Below are 13,603 nucleotides of genomic sequence, written 5' to 3'. Positions count from 1 at the left end.
ACGGGTTCCACCGGAGGGGGAGAGTTGGACGACCACGAGTGGCTGCGGCTCGCGTGTGACCTGGCCGGGCTCTGCCCGCCCTCCTCGACCGCCTTCTCGGTCGGCGCCGTGGTGGTCGGCGCGGACGGCGTGGAGATCGCCAGGGGGCACTCCCGGGAGACCGGCCCCCACCTGCACGCCGAGGAGGTCGCGCTCTCCAGGGTCTCCCCCGGTGACCCCCGGCTGCCCGGCGCGACCGTCTACAGCAGCCTGGAGCCGTGCAGCGTGCGCCACTCCCGCCCGGTGCCCTGCAGCACACTGATCATCGGCAGCGGGGTGCGGCGGGTCGTGCTGGCCTGGCGGGAGCCCCTGCTGTTCGTCGACTGCCGCGGCGCCGAGGAACTCACCGCGGCGGGCGTCACGGTGCTGGAGATCCCGGGGCTGGCCGAGGCCGCGCGCAGGCCGAACGCGCACCTCCTGGCGTCCTGAGGACGGGCGAGCCGTACGGCCTGCCGGAGGGGCCGCGGGGTCAGGCCAGGCAGCGCAGGGCGGCTCTGACCTTGCGGTCGATCGGGTAGTCGTCGGGGAGCCTGCCGACGGTCGCCTCGACGAAGATCGGTACGGGCAGCTGGGTGGCCGTGTCGTAGGCGTACACCCAGATCCGTTCCGCGGTCGGCTCGACCTGGGCCTGCGAGCCCTGCTCGGCGAGCACGAAGACCGCGACCCTGGCCCGCCACCAGGCCCGGTCGTCGGCCTCCTCCTCCGAGACGGGCACCCCGACGTCGTCGGCGTGGGTGGCGTACTCGGAGTCGTAGTGGAAGGTCTGCAGCCCGACGGGGTACGGCCCGGCCAGGGTCGGCAGCGTCGCCTCCCGGCCGAGTGCCCGCATGCGCGCGCGGGTCTCGCCGTTGGCCTCGCGCCACTCCTGGAGCACCTCCTCGACGGGCAGGTCCCTGCGGCGGCGCACGCACCAGTCGTTGAAGGCGTTGAACCCGCCCTCGACCCCCTCGCGTCTGAGCATCGCCGAGAACCCGTCGAGGTCGTCGTCGAGGCAGGCGTGGTTGTACAGCTCCTCCCCCGCCAGGTGCCCGAGGACATCGCGCACCGACCAGCCCGCCGCGCGGGAGGGGCGGTTCCAGCCCTCCTCGTCGAGTCCGGAGAAGTACCGGTCGAGGCGGGCCGCCTCGGTGTCGAAGATGTCGAAGGGGTCGAGATCCGGCAGGGGATCCTTGGGTGATGAGCTCATGTCATGAGCGATACCCCGCCCGGCGCGAGGGGCAACAGGCGGCATCACCGCAGGTCAGCACCTGTGGTGATGCCTGTGGCCACGCCACTCACGGCCGGGTGCCCGGTTCCGTGCCAGGGCTTGGGACCCCGTCGCGACCCGGACCGCGCCGCCGGGCCCGTGGGGTTCGGCGCCCTCAGCCGGACGCTCCCCGATCCGGTCCTCGGCGGTGACACGGCCCGGCTCGCCGGCGCTCCGGTCGCGGGCCCGATGACGTGGTCTACGACCGGGGAGCCGGGGAGGTGAGGTGGGCGAGACCGGCTCTGGCCAGTTCGTCGCGCAGGTGCGCCGCCGACTTCGGCAGCCCCGGCCCGCCACCGAGGTCGTAGGCGGTCAGGAAGCTGCTCAGGCACATGTGGAAGACCGTCAGCAGAGCCGCCTCCGGGTCTTCGTGCCTGATCTCGTCCTCGTGGCGCAGCACCGCCAGCCTGAAGGAGGCGAACATGCGCTCACGGGCGCGGAGTTTGCGCGCCCTGAGCGGCTCGTCGTCCGTCGAGTGCTCGGCGAGGGGGTGCACGGCCTGGGAGGCGACGTCCTCGGACAGGCAGGTGACGAACGCGAGCACCACGTCCGCCAGGGTCGTCTCGGCCCGCCCCAGCCGTTCGGTGAGGTCGTCCTCAAGGCGGGTGAGGATCATGTCCCCGACCGCCCGCATCAGGCCCTGCTTGCCGTCGAAGCGGCCGTAGATCCCGCCGATGGAGATGCCCGAGGCCTCGGAGACCGCGGCCATCGTGAAGCCGTCGACGCCGTCGCGCGCCAGCACCGTTCTGGCGGCGTCGAGGATCTGCAGGGCGGAGCGGCGGCTGCGGCGCTGCTGGGGCTCCTCAAGCAGACCCTCGTGCAGGCCGGGCAGCCAGCTGCCCCCCGCGTGGTCCTCGGGGCCGCCCTTCCCGGGGGCGGTCGCCGGACCTCCCGACATGCCATTCCCTCCGCCCAGCGTGGACGCGCGAGGGGCCCCGTCGGTGCTGCCGACAGTGTTGCCGTCGGTGCTGCCGACGGTGTCGCCGTCAGCGGTGCCGTCGCCCCTCGGTCCGGTTGTCAGCGCGTTCCCACCGTAGCAGTATCCGAAGATCCGTTCTGATGTGCGCCGCGTACCCCCCGCGGCGGGGGGACGACGCCGCGCCCGCAGACCTCGAGTCCCACGGTGCGCAGCTGGGTGAGCACCCGCTCGTCGGGCCTCCAGCCGCGCCCGTCACGACCCTCGGCGACGTTGAGGGCCGCGCCGAGGGGGGTGGGCCAGCCCCGCAGCGCGTGCACGATGGTGCGCAGTGCCTGCAGCGTCGTGACGGCCGCCTGCCAGCCGTACGCGGTGGTGACGCAGCCGACCGCGCGGCCCGTCAGGTAGGGGCGGGCGTCGTCCCTGAGGTCCTCGGCGTAGTCGAGGGCGTTCTTGACCAGACCGGAGACCGACCCGTGGTAGCCGGGAGAGCAGACGATCACACCGTCCGCCGAGCGCAGCGCCTCGACCAGGCGCCTCCCCGGGCCTCCCGGTGGGCGCGCCGGGTCGTACATCGGCAGGCCGGACAGGTAGTCGGCGCCGAACAGCTCGGTCCTGGCCCCGGCGGAGGCCGCGGCGTCGAGGGCGAGGCGCAGGGCGTTCTCGCTGCTTGAGGAGGCGCGTGTCGTGCCCCCGAGTCCGACGACGAAGGGCTGCATTCCACTGTCTCCTCTGTGGGGAGGGGGTTCGGCCGGTCGTGCGGGCGGGGACCCGGACCGACGACATCGGTCAATCCGAATCAGTATTCTTTTTCGAGTATCCGGCGCTCTCCTCGCTCCGTCAATACCGCGCAACCGACAGCCGGGCACTTCGGTCAAGCCTTGACTTAGAATCCGAATACGGATTTTACTTAATTCGAAGCGCGGGTACGGCTCTCGCGCGGCAGGTCCGGCGGACGGTCGCCTCGACGTCCGGTCCGGACCCCACCGGGCGGCGCGGCCCGGCCGGTTGACGGACGTCCCGGCGCGGCGGTGCGCGCAGGTCGAAGGCCCGGGTTCCAGCTGCTCGTCGGGTACACGACCGCAAGACGGGAGAGGTCATGACTTTTCAGGAAAACGGGGCGACTTCCGCTATGAATGGTGAGGACACCGTCAGACAACGGATAACCGACCTCACCCGCAGAGCCGCGCTCCTGCGCAAGGAACTGCCGGAGAGCGCCGCCGAGGTGGACGCGGCCAACGTCGACACCACGTTCGCAATGCGGCGGATCTGGGAGGAGGGCCTGTTCGCCTTCTGCCTGCCCCACAGGTTCGGCGGGATCAACGACGCCAGGCCCGAGCTGTACACCGAGGACTTCTTCAGGATCGCCCTGGACATCATGGCGGGCGACTCCTCGGCCGGGATGAACTTCGTGGTCCAGGCGCTCGTGACCTTCGAGATCTTCCGGGAGGGCAACACGCTGCCCGAGTCGACGAAGGTGGAGATGGCCCGCCTGATCCGCGACGAGGGCGTCAGGTTCTGCGCCTCGAACTCCGAGGCGGGGGCGCCGGGACCCGTGACGGCCAGGCGCGTCGAGGGCGGTCTCGTCGTCAACGGCACGAAGGCGTTCAACACCAACAGCGGCGGGGGCGGGTGGGCCTCCGTCGGCCTCACCCTTGAGGGAAGGAGGGGCCGCTACAACGCGCTGCTCCCCCTCGACCAGCCGGGCGTGACCATGAAGCACGACTGGGACACCATGGGCCAGCGGGGCACCCACAGCCAGACCATCGTCTACGACGAGGTGTTCGTCCCCGACGGCTACCACTTCAACGGCAACGGCGCCTCCCCGTCCTTCCTGTCCTACGTCTTCCTGATGCACGCGGCGATCATGCTCGGGCCCGGTCTCGGCGCGTTCGACGCCGCCCTCGACTACGTGCGCAAACTGGACCGTCCGAGCTTCCCCGAGTTCGAGAGCGCGACGGAGGACGTCCTCGTCCGCCGCCGTATCGGCGGTTGCGCGGTCGACCTGCGCGCCGCCCGCGCCTTCCTCCTGGACACCGCCCGCAGGATCGAGCGGTGCGACCTCGACGAGGATCCGACGGAGCTGTTCGTGGAGGCGTTCGGCGTCAAGGTCGCCTGCATCCGGGCGGCGCTGAGCGTGACCCAGGAGATCTTCGATCTCACGGGCGCGCGCAGCACGGCCAACAAGTACCGCTTCGACCGTTTCTGGCGTAACGCCCGCACCTTCGCCACCCACGACCCGACCGACGCCAAGGAGGTCTGGATCGGCGACTGGTACCTCACCGGCAAGGAACCGCCGATGGCGGCGATGCTGCGGGTCTGAGCCCGCGGGCCGTACCGCCGTGCTCCGTGAACTATGTTTGGCGGGAGCGAACAAGGCGGAGGAGGAGAGCCGGTGGCCGTGCCGGAGCACCAGGGCGACGCGAGAGCGGGGGTCCACGGCGACGTCGGCGCCAGGATGCGGCGCTTCCGCAAGGAGCGCGGCCTGACGCTGCGCGGGCTCGCCGCCGCCTCCGGTCTCTCGATCGGGTTCCTGTCCCAGGTCGAACGGGGCATCTCCGCCATCGGCCTGACCGCCCTGAACGGCGTCGCGGCGGCGCTCGGCCGCAGCGTCGGGGACTTCTTCGGCGAGGAGCCCCGGCAGGAGGAGCCGCAGGCCCCGCAGCCGCCCGGCCACTTCACCCTGACCCGGGCGCAGGCCGGGGCCACCGAGTACATCTCGGGACAGCAGACCTACCGCATGCTCTCCGCCCGTGGCCGGAACCTCGTCCTCGAACCGCTGCTGGTGCGCATCGCCCCCGGCGGGCGGCGCGAGGACGCCTACGGCCACCCGGGTGAGGAGTTCGCCTTCGTGCTGGAGGGCGAGCTGATCTACGAGGTCGACGGCGTCGAGCACCGCCTGTACCCGGGTGACAGCGTGCACCTGAGGTCCGCGGTCCCGCACAGCATGTACAACGACACCGACCGGGTCACCACCGTGGTCTCGGTGGTCACCCCCCGGCTCTTCTGAACCGCTACATCGCCGTCCTGGCCGACCACAGCTCGGGGAAGACCTCCCGGCGCAGGCTGCGCTCAAGCCAGCTCAGCCCGCTCGAACCGCCCGAGCCCGGCTTGGCCCCCATGGACCTGCGCACCGCCATGAGGTGACGGTAACGCCAGTCGGAGAAGCGCTCGGACAGGTCGGTGAGTGCCTCGCCCAGGGCCCACAGCTCATCGCCCGGCCCCCGCTCGGCGTAGACCCTGACCCAGGCCGCCTCGACCAGCGGGCTGGGGACGTACTCCGCGGTGAGGTCGTGCCGCACGGGGATGTCGAAGCCCCTCCTGGCCAGCAGGGCCAGCGTGCTGTCGTAGAGGCTCGGGGCCCGCAGGGCGTCGAGCAGCTCCTGGTGGACCTTCGGGTCCCGGCGGTGTGGGCGGATCAGCGACTCCGACTTGTTGCCCAGCAGGAACTCCAGGTGCCGGTACATCGCCGACTGGAATCCGGAGGCCTCGCCAAGCTCGTCGCGGAAGGAGTTGAACTGGGCGGGGGTCATCCAGCCGAGCGCCGTCCAGGCCGCGTTGAGCGCCTCGAAGTGGCGCACGCTCCTGACGATCACCGTGGTGGCCCCGGTCACGTCGTCCTCGTCGAGCAGCCCCCTGGCCAGGGTCCACTCCGCGCGCAGCAGGCCGAAGTAGAGCTCCATGACCTGGGTGGTCACCAGGAACGCCAGTTCCTCGGGCACGTCGGTGACCGTCCGCTGCAGACCGTGCAGGACCTCGGTGCCGACGTACTCGTCGTAGGGGGTCCGCGCCGTGAACTCCAGTGTGGGCGCGCCCGCGTTGGCCGCCGCCCGGTCGGCGCGCCCGCGTTTGTCCATCACCCCGACCCGGCCTGCCCCCGGGCCTCTGGTGCGCCTCGTCGTCATGTGGCCTCCTTCGTTCAGCTATATGTTCACGCTTGCTGAACGTTCCTGAAATCAGGACTGTGAGGTGATTAGCGCCTTTCGCCTTATGCACCGAAGGTTATCGGCGGATCGGGTTTCGACATGACGGAACGTGACCCCCTCGTGCTCAACCGGCCACGACACGCGGGGAACGGTCGAGCAGCGGAAGCACCGCGCCGCCGAGCAGATCGACGCCGCCGTCGTCGGTGAGGCCGTGCGGGGTGCCGAACTCCACGCGCCGCACCCCGGCGTCGATGAGCGCCTGCGCCTGCGCGGCGACGTGCTCGGGATCGCCGGAGAAGGCGAACAGGTCGAGCAGGTCGCCGGGGATCAGCCGCCCGGCCTCCTCGTGCCGCCCGGCGTCGACCAGCTCCTTGACCCGGGCCAGCAGGTCGGCGGGGACGTTCGCGGTCGGGTCGAGGTCCGCGACGACCGCGAGGTACATGGCGACCTCGGTGCGGGCCCTGGCCCTGGCCGCCGCCCCGTCCCGGTCGACGACGGTCACCGCGCCGAACACCAGCCCGACGTCGGCGGGGTCGCGCCCCGCCTCCGCCGCGCCGCGCGCGACCCGCTCGCGCATCACCGGGACCATCGCCGGGTTGGCGCTGCCGCCGACCTTCAGCTCGTCGGCGATCCGCCCGGCCAGGGCGGCCCCCTTCGGCCCCCACGCGCCCAGCAGCAGGGGCGGGCGCGGCCTGTGCACGGCGTAGCGCAGCGCGGTGCCCGGGGCCAGGCGGAACATCTCCCCCTCGAACCCCTCCCGGTCGCCCGCGAGCAGCAGGTGGACCACCTTCACCGCCTCGTCGAGCGCGGTCAGCGGTCTGGGCTGGGCGATGCCGACGGCACCGAGCCAGGTGCCCCTGGCCAGTCCCAGGTAGGCCCGGCCGTGCGAGGCCAGGTCGAGCGCCGCCACCTGCCCCGCGATCTCGTACGGCGCCGCCGAGTAGGGGTTGAGGCAGGCCGGGCCGAGCCGTACCCGGCGGGTGGCGGCGGCCATCTCAAGCAGCGGGAAGATCGGGGGCTGGTACATCAGGTCGCCGAACACGCTCAGCACGTCGAAGCCGTGCTCCTCCGCGCGGCGGGCGAGCCTGGCGTAGTCGCCCGCCCTCTTGTCGCTCTGCAGGCCGAGGCCGATCTCGGCGACGGTCATGGGGGCTCCTTCAGGTCAGGTCGGCGGAGTTCATCCTGCGGCGGCCGGTGCGCTCGACCCGCATCACCAGCCGTTCCTCGGGGTCGGGACAGGCGAACAGGGAGTCCTGGGCCAGCCAGTCCCCCGAGGCGAGGTCACGCTGCTTGGCCGCGAGGAAGGGCAGCACCGAGGCGAGCGCGTACACGCAGAAGTGCCCTCCGTCGGGCAGCCGCAGGTGCGCGCTGTTCTCCAGGGTGAAACAGTCGCCGACCTCCATCCCGCAGACGGACCTGCCCTCGATGCGGTCGACCACGACCCGCAGGTCGTAGAGCTCCATGTCGCCGTCTTCCGTGTTCTCCACGGGGTTCTCCACGGTGACGTCTCCTTTCAGGGCCTCAGGGTCCGAGCAGTTCGGCGTGGTGGTGGACGATGAGCCACGTGTCACCGGTACGGCGCAGCACGTCGGTCACCCTGCTGTACTCGGCGGGGGCGCCCGGCGGTTCGGCGACGAGCACGTAGCGGGCGACGCCGGTGTCCCCCCACACGTCGATCCGTCTGTCCTGCGCGCGCAGCCCGTCGAGGACGGGCCGGGCGCCCGATTGGTCCCTTTCTTCACGATATGCATCCAGCTCGGCGCGGGTGCGCAGCGGCCCCGGCAGATGGGTCTCCCAGACGGTGACCTCGGCGTGCAGGTGGGCGTCGAAGCGCGCCCGGTCACCCCGCAGGAACGCCTCGTACATGTCGTCGATGCCCGTCGAGATCGCCTCGACGTCGGCGCTCGCGGTCCCGGACGCGCTCTCAGACATGGTTCGCCTCTCCGGCCCGGTCGTCGCGGACGACCCGGCCTCCCTTCATCACCCAGCGGATCGTGCGGAAGGCCGACGCCGAGCCCAGCGGGTCGGCGTCCATGGCGACGAGGTCGGCGTAGCGGCCCTCCTCGACGGTGCCGATGTCCTGCGCGGCGCCGAGCCAGCGGGCGGGGCCCAGCGTGGCCGCGTACAGCGCGCGGGCCGGGCCGAGGCCGCCCTCCGACATGTGCTCAAGCTCCCGCACCGTCGCGTTGGTGCCCTCGAAGTCCCAGAAGGGCGGCATGTCGCTGCCCAGCAGCATCTCGACACCCGCCTCCAGGGCCATGGCGTAGCTCTCCAGGTGGCGCGGGCCGGCCCCCAGGGAGCGGCACTGCATCCACTCGGGCACGCCGAGTTCGTCGAAGAACTCCTTGCACCTGGTGACGATGAGGGTCGGCACCAGGGCGGTGCCGCGCGCCGCCATCGCCGCCGCGACCTCCGGAGTGAGCTGGTAGCCGTGTTCGACGCAGTCGAGGCCGAGTTCCACGGCCTCGGCGATCACCGGGGCGGGGCCGGCGTGCGCGGTGACCTTGCGCCCCCAGGCGTGGGCGGTGGCGAGCACCGCGGCCATCTCGTCGGAGAACAGCTGCGGGGTGTCGATGCGCTCGTGCTCCCCGGCGATCCCGCCGGAGATCATCACCTTGATCAGGTCGGCGCCCGCCCTGAGCTGCGTGCGGACGCCACGCCTGAACCCGTCGGCGCCGTCGCACTCCAGGGTGTCCGAGCCCTCGTGGCCGTGTCCGCCGGTGCAGACCAACGCCTGCCCCGCGGTGAAGATGCGCGGTCCCGTCGCGGTGCCCGCCTCGATGGCGCGGCGCAGGGCGAAGTCGGCGTGGTCCTTCTCCGCCACGCACCGCACGGTGGTGACGCCGCAGCGCAGGGTGCGCCGGGCCCCGTCGGCCATGTGCAGGGCCAGTTCGTGGGGGTTGAGGTTCTTGACGCCCTCCCCGGCGCCGCCGGGCAGCGACAGCGAGAAGTGGGTGTGCATGTTGACCAGGCCCGGCGTGAGGTGGGCGCCGTCCAGGTCGATCACCCTCGCCCCCTCGGCGTGGGGCAGGACCTCCTCCCGGGGGCCGGTGAGCACGATGCGCTCTCCCCTGACCAGCACGGCCGCGTCGGTGAGCACTCGCGCGCCCTCGGCGGTCGTGCCGTCCGCCCTGCTGTCGACCACGGTGCAGTTGACGATGACGAGGTCGCCCATCGGCCGTCCTTTCCGTCGCCGGGCCTTCCTGGCCACGGCCCGTCCGTTCTATCAGGCATAAGTTTCATGAACAAGGGATGGCATGTCGTTCACGGGTAAAGCCCGATCCGAGGTGAGCCTTGCCGGACGACGTTCACCGTTTTTCACACGGGCGTTACGCCCCTCCGACGCTTGACGCCGCGTGTGGCGGGCAGGGCCGATAGGGCGGGATTCACCACCGGAGGAGGCCGGACATGGGCAAGCGGCAACGGATCGTCGTGGTGGGAGGGGGCTTCGCGGGCTTCAGCGCGGCCCGGACCCTCTCCCGGATGGCGCGCGGCGCGATCGAGATCGTCCTGATCAACCCGACCGACTACTTCCTCTATCTCCCGCTGCTGCCGGAGGTCGCGGCCGGGATCCTCGACCCACGCAAGATCGCGATTCCCCTGACGAGCGTCTGCCCCGGGGTACGGCACCTGCTCGCCTCGGTCGAGGCGATCGACGTGGCGGGCAGGCGGGTGCGGTGCGTCGACCCCGAGGGGCGAAGCCGTGAGATCGGCTACGACCGCCTGGTGCTATCGGTCGGCAGCGTCAACAAGCTGCTGCCCGTTCCCGGGGTGGCCGAGCACGCCCACGGTTTCCGCAGCCTCGCCGAGGCCCTCTACCTGCGTGACCATCTCATCCGGCAGATCGAGCTCGCCGACGCCTCCGACGACCGGGAGGAGCGCCGGGCGCGGTGCACGTTCGTCGTCGTCGGCGCCGGATACACCGGGACCGAGGTCACCGCCCAGGGGCAGCTGCTGGCGCTGGACACCTGGCGGCGCCGCCCCGGGCTGCGCGAACAGCCGGTCCGCTGGATTCTGGCCGACCTCGCCCCGCGCATCCTGCCCGACCTGGACGAGCGGCTCTCCCGGGTCGCCCACCGCACCCTGGCCGAACGCGGCGTCGAGATCCGCACCGGCACCAGCGTGGCCGAGGCGACCTCGGACGGGGTCAGGCTCTCCGACGGGGAGTTCGTGCCGACCCGCTCGCTGATCTGGTGCGTCGGCGTACGGCCGGACCCGCTGGTCGAGTCGCTCGGGCTGCCGACGGAGCGGGGCAGGCTGCTGGTCGACGAGTATCTCGGCGTCCCCGGCCATCCCGAGATCCTCGCCTGCGGGGACGCGGCGGCCGTACCCGATCTGACCAGGCCGGGCGAGTACACCGCGATGACCGCCCAGCACGCCGTACGGCAGGGCGCGCGGGCCGCGCTCAACCTGGCCGCCTCCTACGGCAGGGCGGAGCGGGAGCCGTACCGGCACCACGACCTCGGGTTCGTCGTCGATCTCGGCGGGGTCAAGGCCGCCGCCGACCCACTGGGGGTGCCCCTTTCCGGGCTGCCCGCAAAGGTGGTCGCCAGGGGGTATCACCTGCTGGCGATCCCCGGGGGCAGGACGCGCATCGCGGGCGACTGGCTGCTGGACGCGCTGCTGCCGCGCCAGACCGTCCAGCTCGACCTGGTACGCGGGCAGCAGGTCCCGCTGGACTCCGCCTCACCGCTTCCCACGCTCTCCGGGCAGCGGCCGAGGGAACACGTCCGATAGCCGGTTCCGGGGGGATTCACGGTCGGCCGAAACTACTGTGCCGTCGGCCCTTGACTCATCTTCCCAGGCAAGTATCTTCCTATTTAGGAAACTTTCCTAAAGGAAAGGCCCGATCGGCGCTTCCGACACTCCAAGTCCCCCCGCGGAGGAAGAAGACGTGAAAGCCAGAACATGGGCGATCGCTCCCCTGAAGCCCGCCGGGCGGATCTCCTCCACCACGAACTCCAGCACGGCCGTCTTCGTCGGCGCGCCCGCGCGCTGACCCTCCAGCCTCCGCTCTTCTGGTGTGCGCCACCCCAGGAGAGCGGACACCGGAGCACACGCTCCGGCCGCCACGCGGGCGGCTCCGCCGTACCCGCGAATCACCCCCCCACCTCTCCACCCCCCGGAGGAAACGCTCTTGAAACCCCGTATCCGGGCACTGTCCCTGTCCGCGGCGACCCTGCTCACCGGCGCGCTCCTGATCGGCGGGGCCTCCGGCGCCAGCGCGGCCCCCGAGAGCTGCAACGTCTCCACCTCGGGGTCCTACGCCTCCAGCTACTGCGCCTCGGGCACCGGTCAGCACCGGGTCGGCGTCACCATCCTGCACGCCAACCCCTCCGTCGGTTACGTCTACAGCGTGGGGCCGTGGGTCTCCGCGGGCGCCACCTCGACGGCCTACCTCCCGCCGGGGACCATCGTCTCCCTTAGGACCGAGAAGCGCTGACCCGCTGTCCACACGGCTGACGCACCCCCTGGACCATCACGATCCCGCCAGCCGGGACACCACATAGAGAAAGGGACGGCCACCCGCGGCCGCCCGGCACCCGCCGGACGGCCACCGGGTGGCCGTTCTGTCGTCCTAGGCGTCCTCGTCCGCCAGCCAGAGGTCGGGACCGAAGACCTCGTAGTGGACGTCACGCGCCGCCACCCCGGCGTGGATGAGCTGGGTACGCGCCCGGCGCATGAAGGGCAGCGGCCCGCACAGGTAGGCGACCGCGCCCTCGGGCACCTCGACTCCGGCCAGGTCCATCAGCCCGGTCCTGGCCCCCTCCGGTGCCCCGTCCTCGTACCACAGGAGGCTCTCGGCGCGGGACAGCGACCCGAGGTGCTCGGCCGTCTCCTCGCGCAGCGCGTGGTCGGCCGGGGAGCGGTCGGCGTGCAGCAGCATGACCTGACGCTCGGAACCGGTCTCGGCCAGGTGCCCCAGCATCGCGGCGATCGGGGTGCACCCGATGCCCGCCGAGGCGAGCACGAGCGGGCGGTCGCCGTCCTCAAGCGTGACCTCCCCGAACGGCGCGGACAGCGTCAGCTCGTCACCGGCTCGCACCGTCTCGTGCAGCAGACCGGACACCTCGCCCGCGGGCGAGCCGTCACCGCGCACCCGCTTGACCGTGATCCGCCGCAGGCCGTCCCGCCCACCGGACAGGGTGTACTGACGGAGCTGATGGACGCCGTCCGGCATCAGCACCCGGACGCTGACGTACTGTCCCGGCCGCGCGGGCGGCACCGGTTCCCCGTCGAGCGGCCTCAGCAGGAAGGAGGCCACGTCGGGTGTCTCCTCGCGGCGTTCGACGACGCTCCAGCGCCGCCAGGTCCTCTCCCCCTCGCCGGCTCCGGCCTCGGCGTACAGGCGGGCCTCCATGGCGATCAACGCGCCCGCCATCAACCAGTAGACCTCGTCCCACGCCTGCGCGACCTCGGGGGTCACCGCGTCGCCGAGCACGTCGGCGATCGCCCCGAAGAGGTATTTGTGCACGATGACGTACTGGTCCTGGGTCACCCCGACCGCGGCGTGCTTGTGCGCGATCCTGGCGAGCAGCCGGTCGGGGCGCTCGTCGGGGTGGTCGAGCAGCGCGGTCGCGAAGGAGGCGATGGACCCGGCCAGTGCCCTTCGCTGCTCACCGCTGGCCTGGTTGCCGCGGTTGAACAGGTCGTCGAGCAACTCGGGACGGTCGGCGAACATCGTGGCGTAGAACCGCGTGGTGATCGCGTCGAGCGAGGCTCCGATGACGGGAAGCGTGGCGCGGACGGTCTCGGCGGACTCCGGGGAAAGCACGTGGCCTCCAGGGGAGGGGATGGGAGAGAACGGGAGGAAGTTAAATATTCATCTGACATGCAAATTAAAGCCCGTGATCTCCACCGGCCACTGGGGCCGAAAGCCATCTCCTCTAGGGACGAAGGTCCCCCTCCCGCCCTTCCTGCCCCGAACCCCGTCCGAGCAGGACGAGCGCGGGGCCGGTCGGGGAGGCCACCAGGGACTCGACGGTGATCCGGTCGAGCGAGGCGAAGAACGCCTCCCTGGCCTCGGCCAGCGCCGTACGGAGCCTGCACGCCGCCCGCAGCGGGCACGGCGGGTCGTCCTCGCATCCGGCCAGGTCTCCCCCGCTCTCCAGCGCGCGGGCGATGCCGCCGATCGAGGCGTCCCGGCCAGCGCCGGTGAGCCGGAGCCCGCCTCCGCGTCCCCGCCTGGTCTCGACCAGGCCGAGCTCGACCAGGCGCGCCACCGCCTTCGCCGCGTGTGAGTACGGCACCGCCAGCCCCAGCGCGACCGTACGGGTGGTGAGCAGGTCCTCTTCCCGTGCCACGGCCAACCGCATCACGATACGAAGTGATATGTCGGTGAAGGCGGTCAGGCGCATGTCCTCACCGTAGGCCTTCGGGAGGCCTGCGGACCCGTTCCCCGGACACGACCGGGGAACGGCGGGGACGGGGGAGAATCGGGGTGTGGAACGCACCAGAGGCCGCATTCCCGGACGC

At 71.7% G+C, this 13,603-nt stretch carries 15 protein-coding genes; 5 read left to right on the top strand and 10 right to left on the bottom strand.

Annotation, left to right across the window (positions count from 1 at the left end):
- Window positions 1-24 precede the first annotated feature (24 nt).
- Window positions 25-468 (top strand): dCMP deaminase, encoded by a 444-nt coding sequence (locus tag ABZ463_RS10105; RefSeq protein WP_352008720.1) that lies wholly within the window; start codon window positions 25-27, stop codon window positions 466-468.
- Window positions 469-508: 40 nt separating this feature from the next.
- Here the strand turns inward: ABZ463_RS10105 and ABZ463_RS10100 are convergent, their stop codons facing one another.
- The 3 genes from ABZ463_RS10100 to ABZ463_RS10090 all read right to left on the bottom strand — a co-directional run bounded on the left by ABZ463_RS10100 (window position 509) and on the right by ABZ463_RS10090 (window position 2,920).
- Window positions 509-1,225, bottom strand: a complete 717-nt coding sequence (locus tag ABZ463_RS10100) for a maleylpyruvate isomerase family mycothiol-dependent enzyme (protein WP_362775077.1) — start codon at window positions 1,223-1,225, stop codon at window positions 509-511.
- Between the two features lie 259 nt (window positions 1,226-1,484).
- Window positions 1,485-2,183 carry a TetR/AcrR family transcriptional regulator gene (locus tag ABZ463_RS10095; protein ID WP_352008718.1) on the bottom strand — a complete coding sequence of 233 codons (699 nt, stop codon included), beginning with the start codon at window positions 2,181-2,183 and terminating at the stop codon, window positions 1,485-1,487.
- A gap of 119 nt (window positions 2,184-2,302) precedes the next feature.
- A complete protein-coding gene (locus tag ABZ463_RS10090) occupies window positions 2,303-2,920 on the bottom strand; it encodes an NADPH-dependent FMN reductase (protein WP_352008717.1) in 618 nt (205 codons plus the stop codon).
- 413 nt (window positions 2,921-3,333) lie between these two features.
- On the opposite strand from ABZ463_RS10090, the gene ABZ463_RS10085 reads away from it, so the two are divergent.
- Both ABZ463_RS10085 and ABZ463_RS10080 read left to right on the top strand, forming a co-directional pair.
- Window positions 3,334-4,524 (top strand): acyl-CoA dehydrogenase family protein, encoded by a 1,191-nt coding sequence (locus ABZ463_RS10085; protein WP_362775072.1) that lies wholly within the window; start codon window positions 3,334-3,336, stop codon window positions 4,522-4,524.
- 72 nt (window positions 4,525-4,596) lie between these two features.
- Window positions 4,597-5,211, top strand: coding sequence for a cupin domain-containing protein (locus tag ABZ463_RS10080; protein WP_352008715.1), 615 nt, complete (start codon window positions 4,597-4,599; stop codon window positions 5,209-5,211).
- Window positions 5,212-5,215: 4 nt separating this feature from the next.
- Here the strand turns inward: ABZ463_RS10080 and ABZ463_RS10075 are convergent, their stop codons facing one another.
- The 5 genes from ABZ463_RS10075 to ABZ463_RS10055 form a co-directional block, all read right to left on the bottom strand.
- The gene (locus tag ABZ463_RS10075; RefSeq protein ID WP_362775068.1) at window positions 5,216-6,106 is read right to left on the bottom strand and encodes a tryptophan 2,3-dioxygenase family protein; all 891 of its coding nucleotides are present in this window, start codon (window positions 6,104-6,106) and stop codon (window positions 5,216-5,218) included.
- A 145-nt stretch (window positions 6,107-6,251) separates the two neighbouring features.
- Entirely contained in the window at window positions 6,252-7,274 is a 1,023-nt protein-coding gene (locus ABZ463_RS10070; protein ID WP_362775065.1) for an LLM class flavin-dependent oxidoreductase, read from the bottom strand.
- A gap of 10 nt (window positions 7,275-7,284) precedes the next feature.
- Entirely contained in the window at window positions 7,285-7,614 is a 330-nt protein-coding gene (locus ABZ463_RS10065; protein ID WP_352008712.1) for a TIGR04076 family protein, read from the bottom strand.
- A 34-nt stretch (window positions 7,615-7,648) separates the two neighbouring features.
- Window positions 7,649-8,059, bottom strand: coding sequence for a DUF4440 domain-containing protein (locus ABZ463_RS10060; RefSeq protein WP_352008711.1), 411 nt, complete (start codon window positions 8,057-8,059; stop codon window positions 7,649-7,651).
- Window positions 8,052-9,302 (bottom strand): amidohydrolase family protein, encoded by a 1,251-nt coding sequence (locus ABZ463_RS10055; RefSeq protein ID WP_362775061.1) that lies wholly within the window; start codon window positions 9,300-9,302, stop codon window positions 8,052-8,054. Before ABZ463_RS10055 ends, ABZ463_RS10060 begins: the two co-directional genes overlap by 8 nt.
- A 233-nt stretch (window positions 9,303-9,535) precedes the next feature.
- Between ABZ463_RS10055 and ABZ463_RS10050 the strand changes: the two genes are divergently transcribed.
- Window positions 9,536-10,864: an NAD(P)/FAD-dependent oxidoreductase gene (locus tag ABZ463_RS10050; protein WP_362775058.1), complete on the top strand. Its 1,329-nt coding sequence runs from the start codon at window positions 9,536-9,538 to the stop codon at window positions 10,862-10,864.
- Between the two features lie 400 nt (window positions 10,865-11,264).
- Window positions 11,265-11,570 carry a hypothetical protein gene (locus ABZ463_RS10045; RefSeq protein ID WP_352008708.1) on the top strand — a complete coding sequence of 102 codons (306 nt, stop codon included), beginning with the start codon at window positions 11,265-11,267 and terminating at the stop codon, window positions 11,568-11,570.
- 135 nt (window positions 11,571-11,705) lie between these two features.
- On the opposite strand, the gene ABZ463_RS10040 is transcribed toward ABZ463_RS10045, so the two are convergent.
- Window positions 11,706-12,902, bottom strand: a complete 1,197-nt coding sequence (locus tag ABZ463_RS10040) for a globin domain-containing protein (RefSeq protein ID WP_362775055.1) — start codon at window positions 12,900-12,902, stop codon at window positions 11,706-11,708.
- Between the two features lie 112 nt (window positions 12,903-13,014).
- Window positions 13,015-13,485 (bottom strand): Rrf2 family transcriptional regulator, encoded by a 471-nt coding sequence (locus tag ABZ463_RS10035; RefSeq protein WP_362775052.1) that lies wholly within the window; start codon window positions 13,483-13,485, stop codon window positions 13,015-13,017.
- Between the last annotated feature and the right edge of the window lie 118 nt (window positions 13,486-13,603).

The sequence above is a fragment of the Streptosporangium sp. NPDC020145 genome (assembly GCF_040631275.1).
GTDB lineage: Bacteria > Actinomycetota > Actinomycetes > Streptosporangiales > Streptosporangiaceae > Streptosporangium.
The sequence above is the reverse complement of the archived record's forward strand: the minus strand, read 5'-3'. Positions and strand labels throughout refer to the sequence as shown.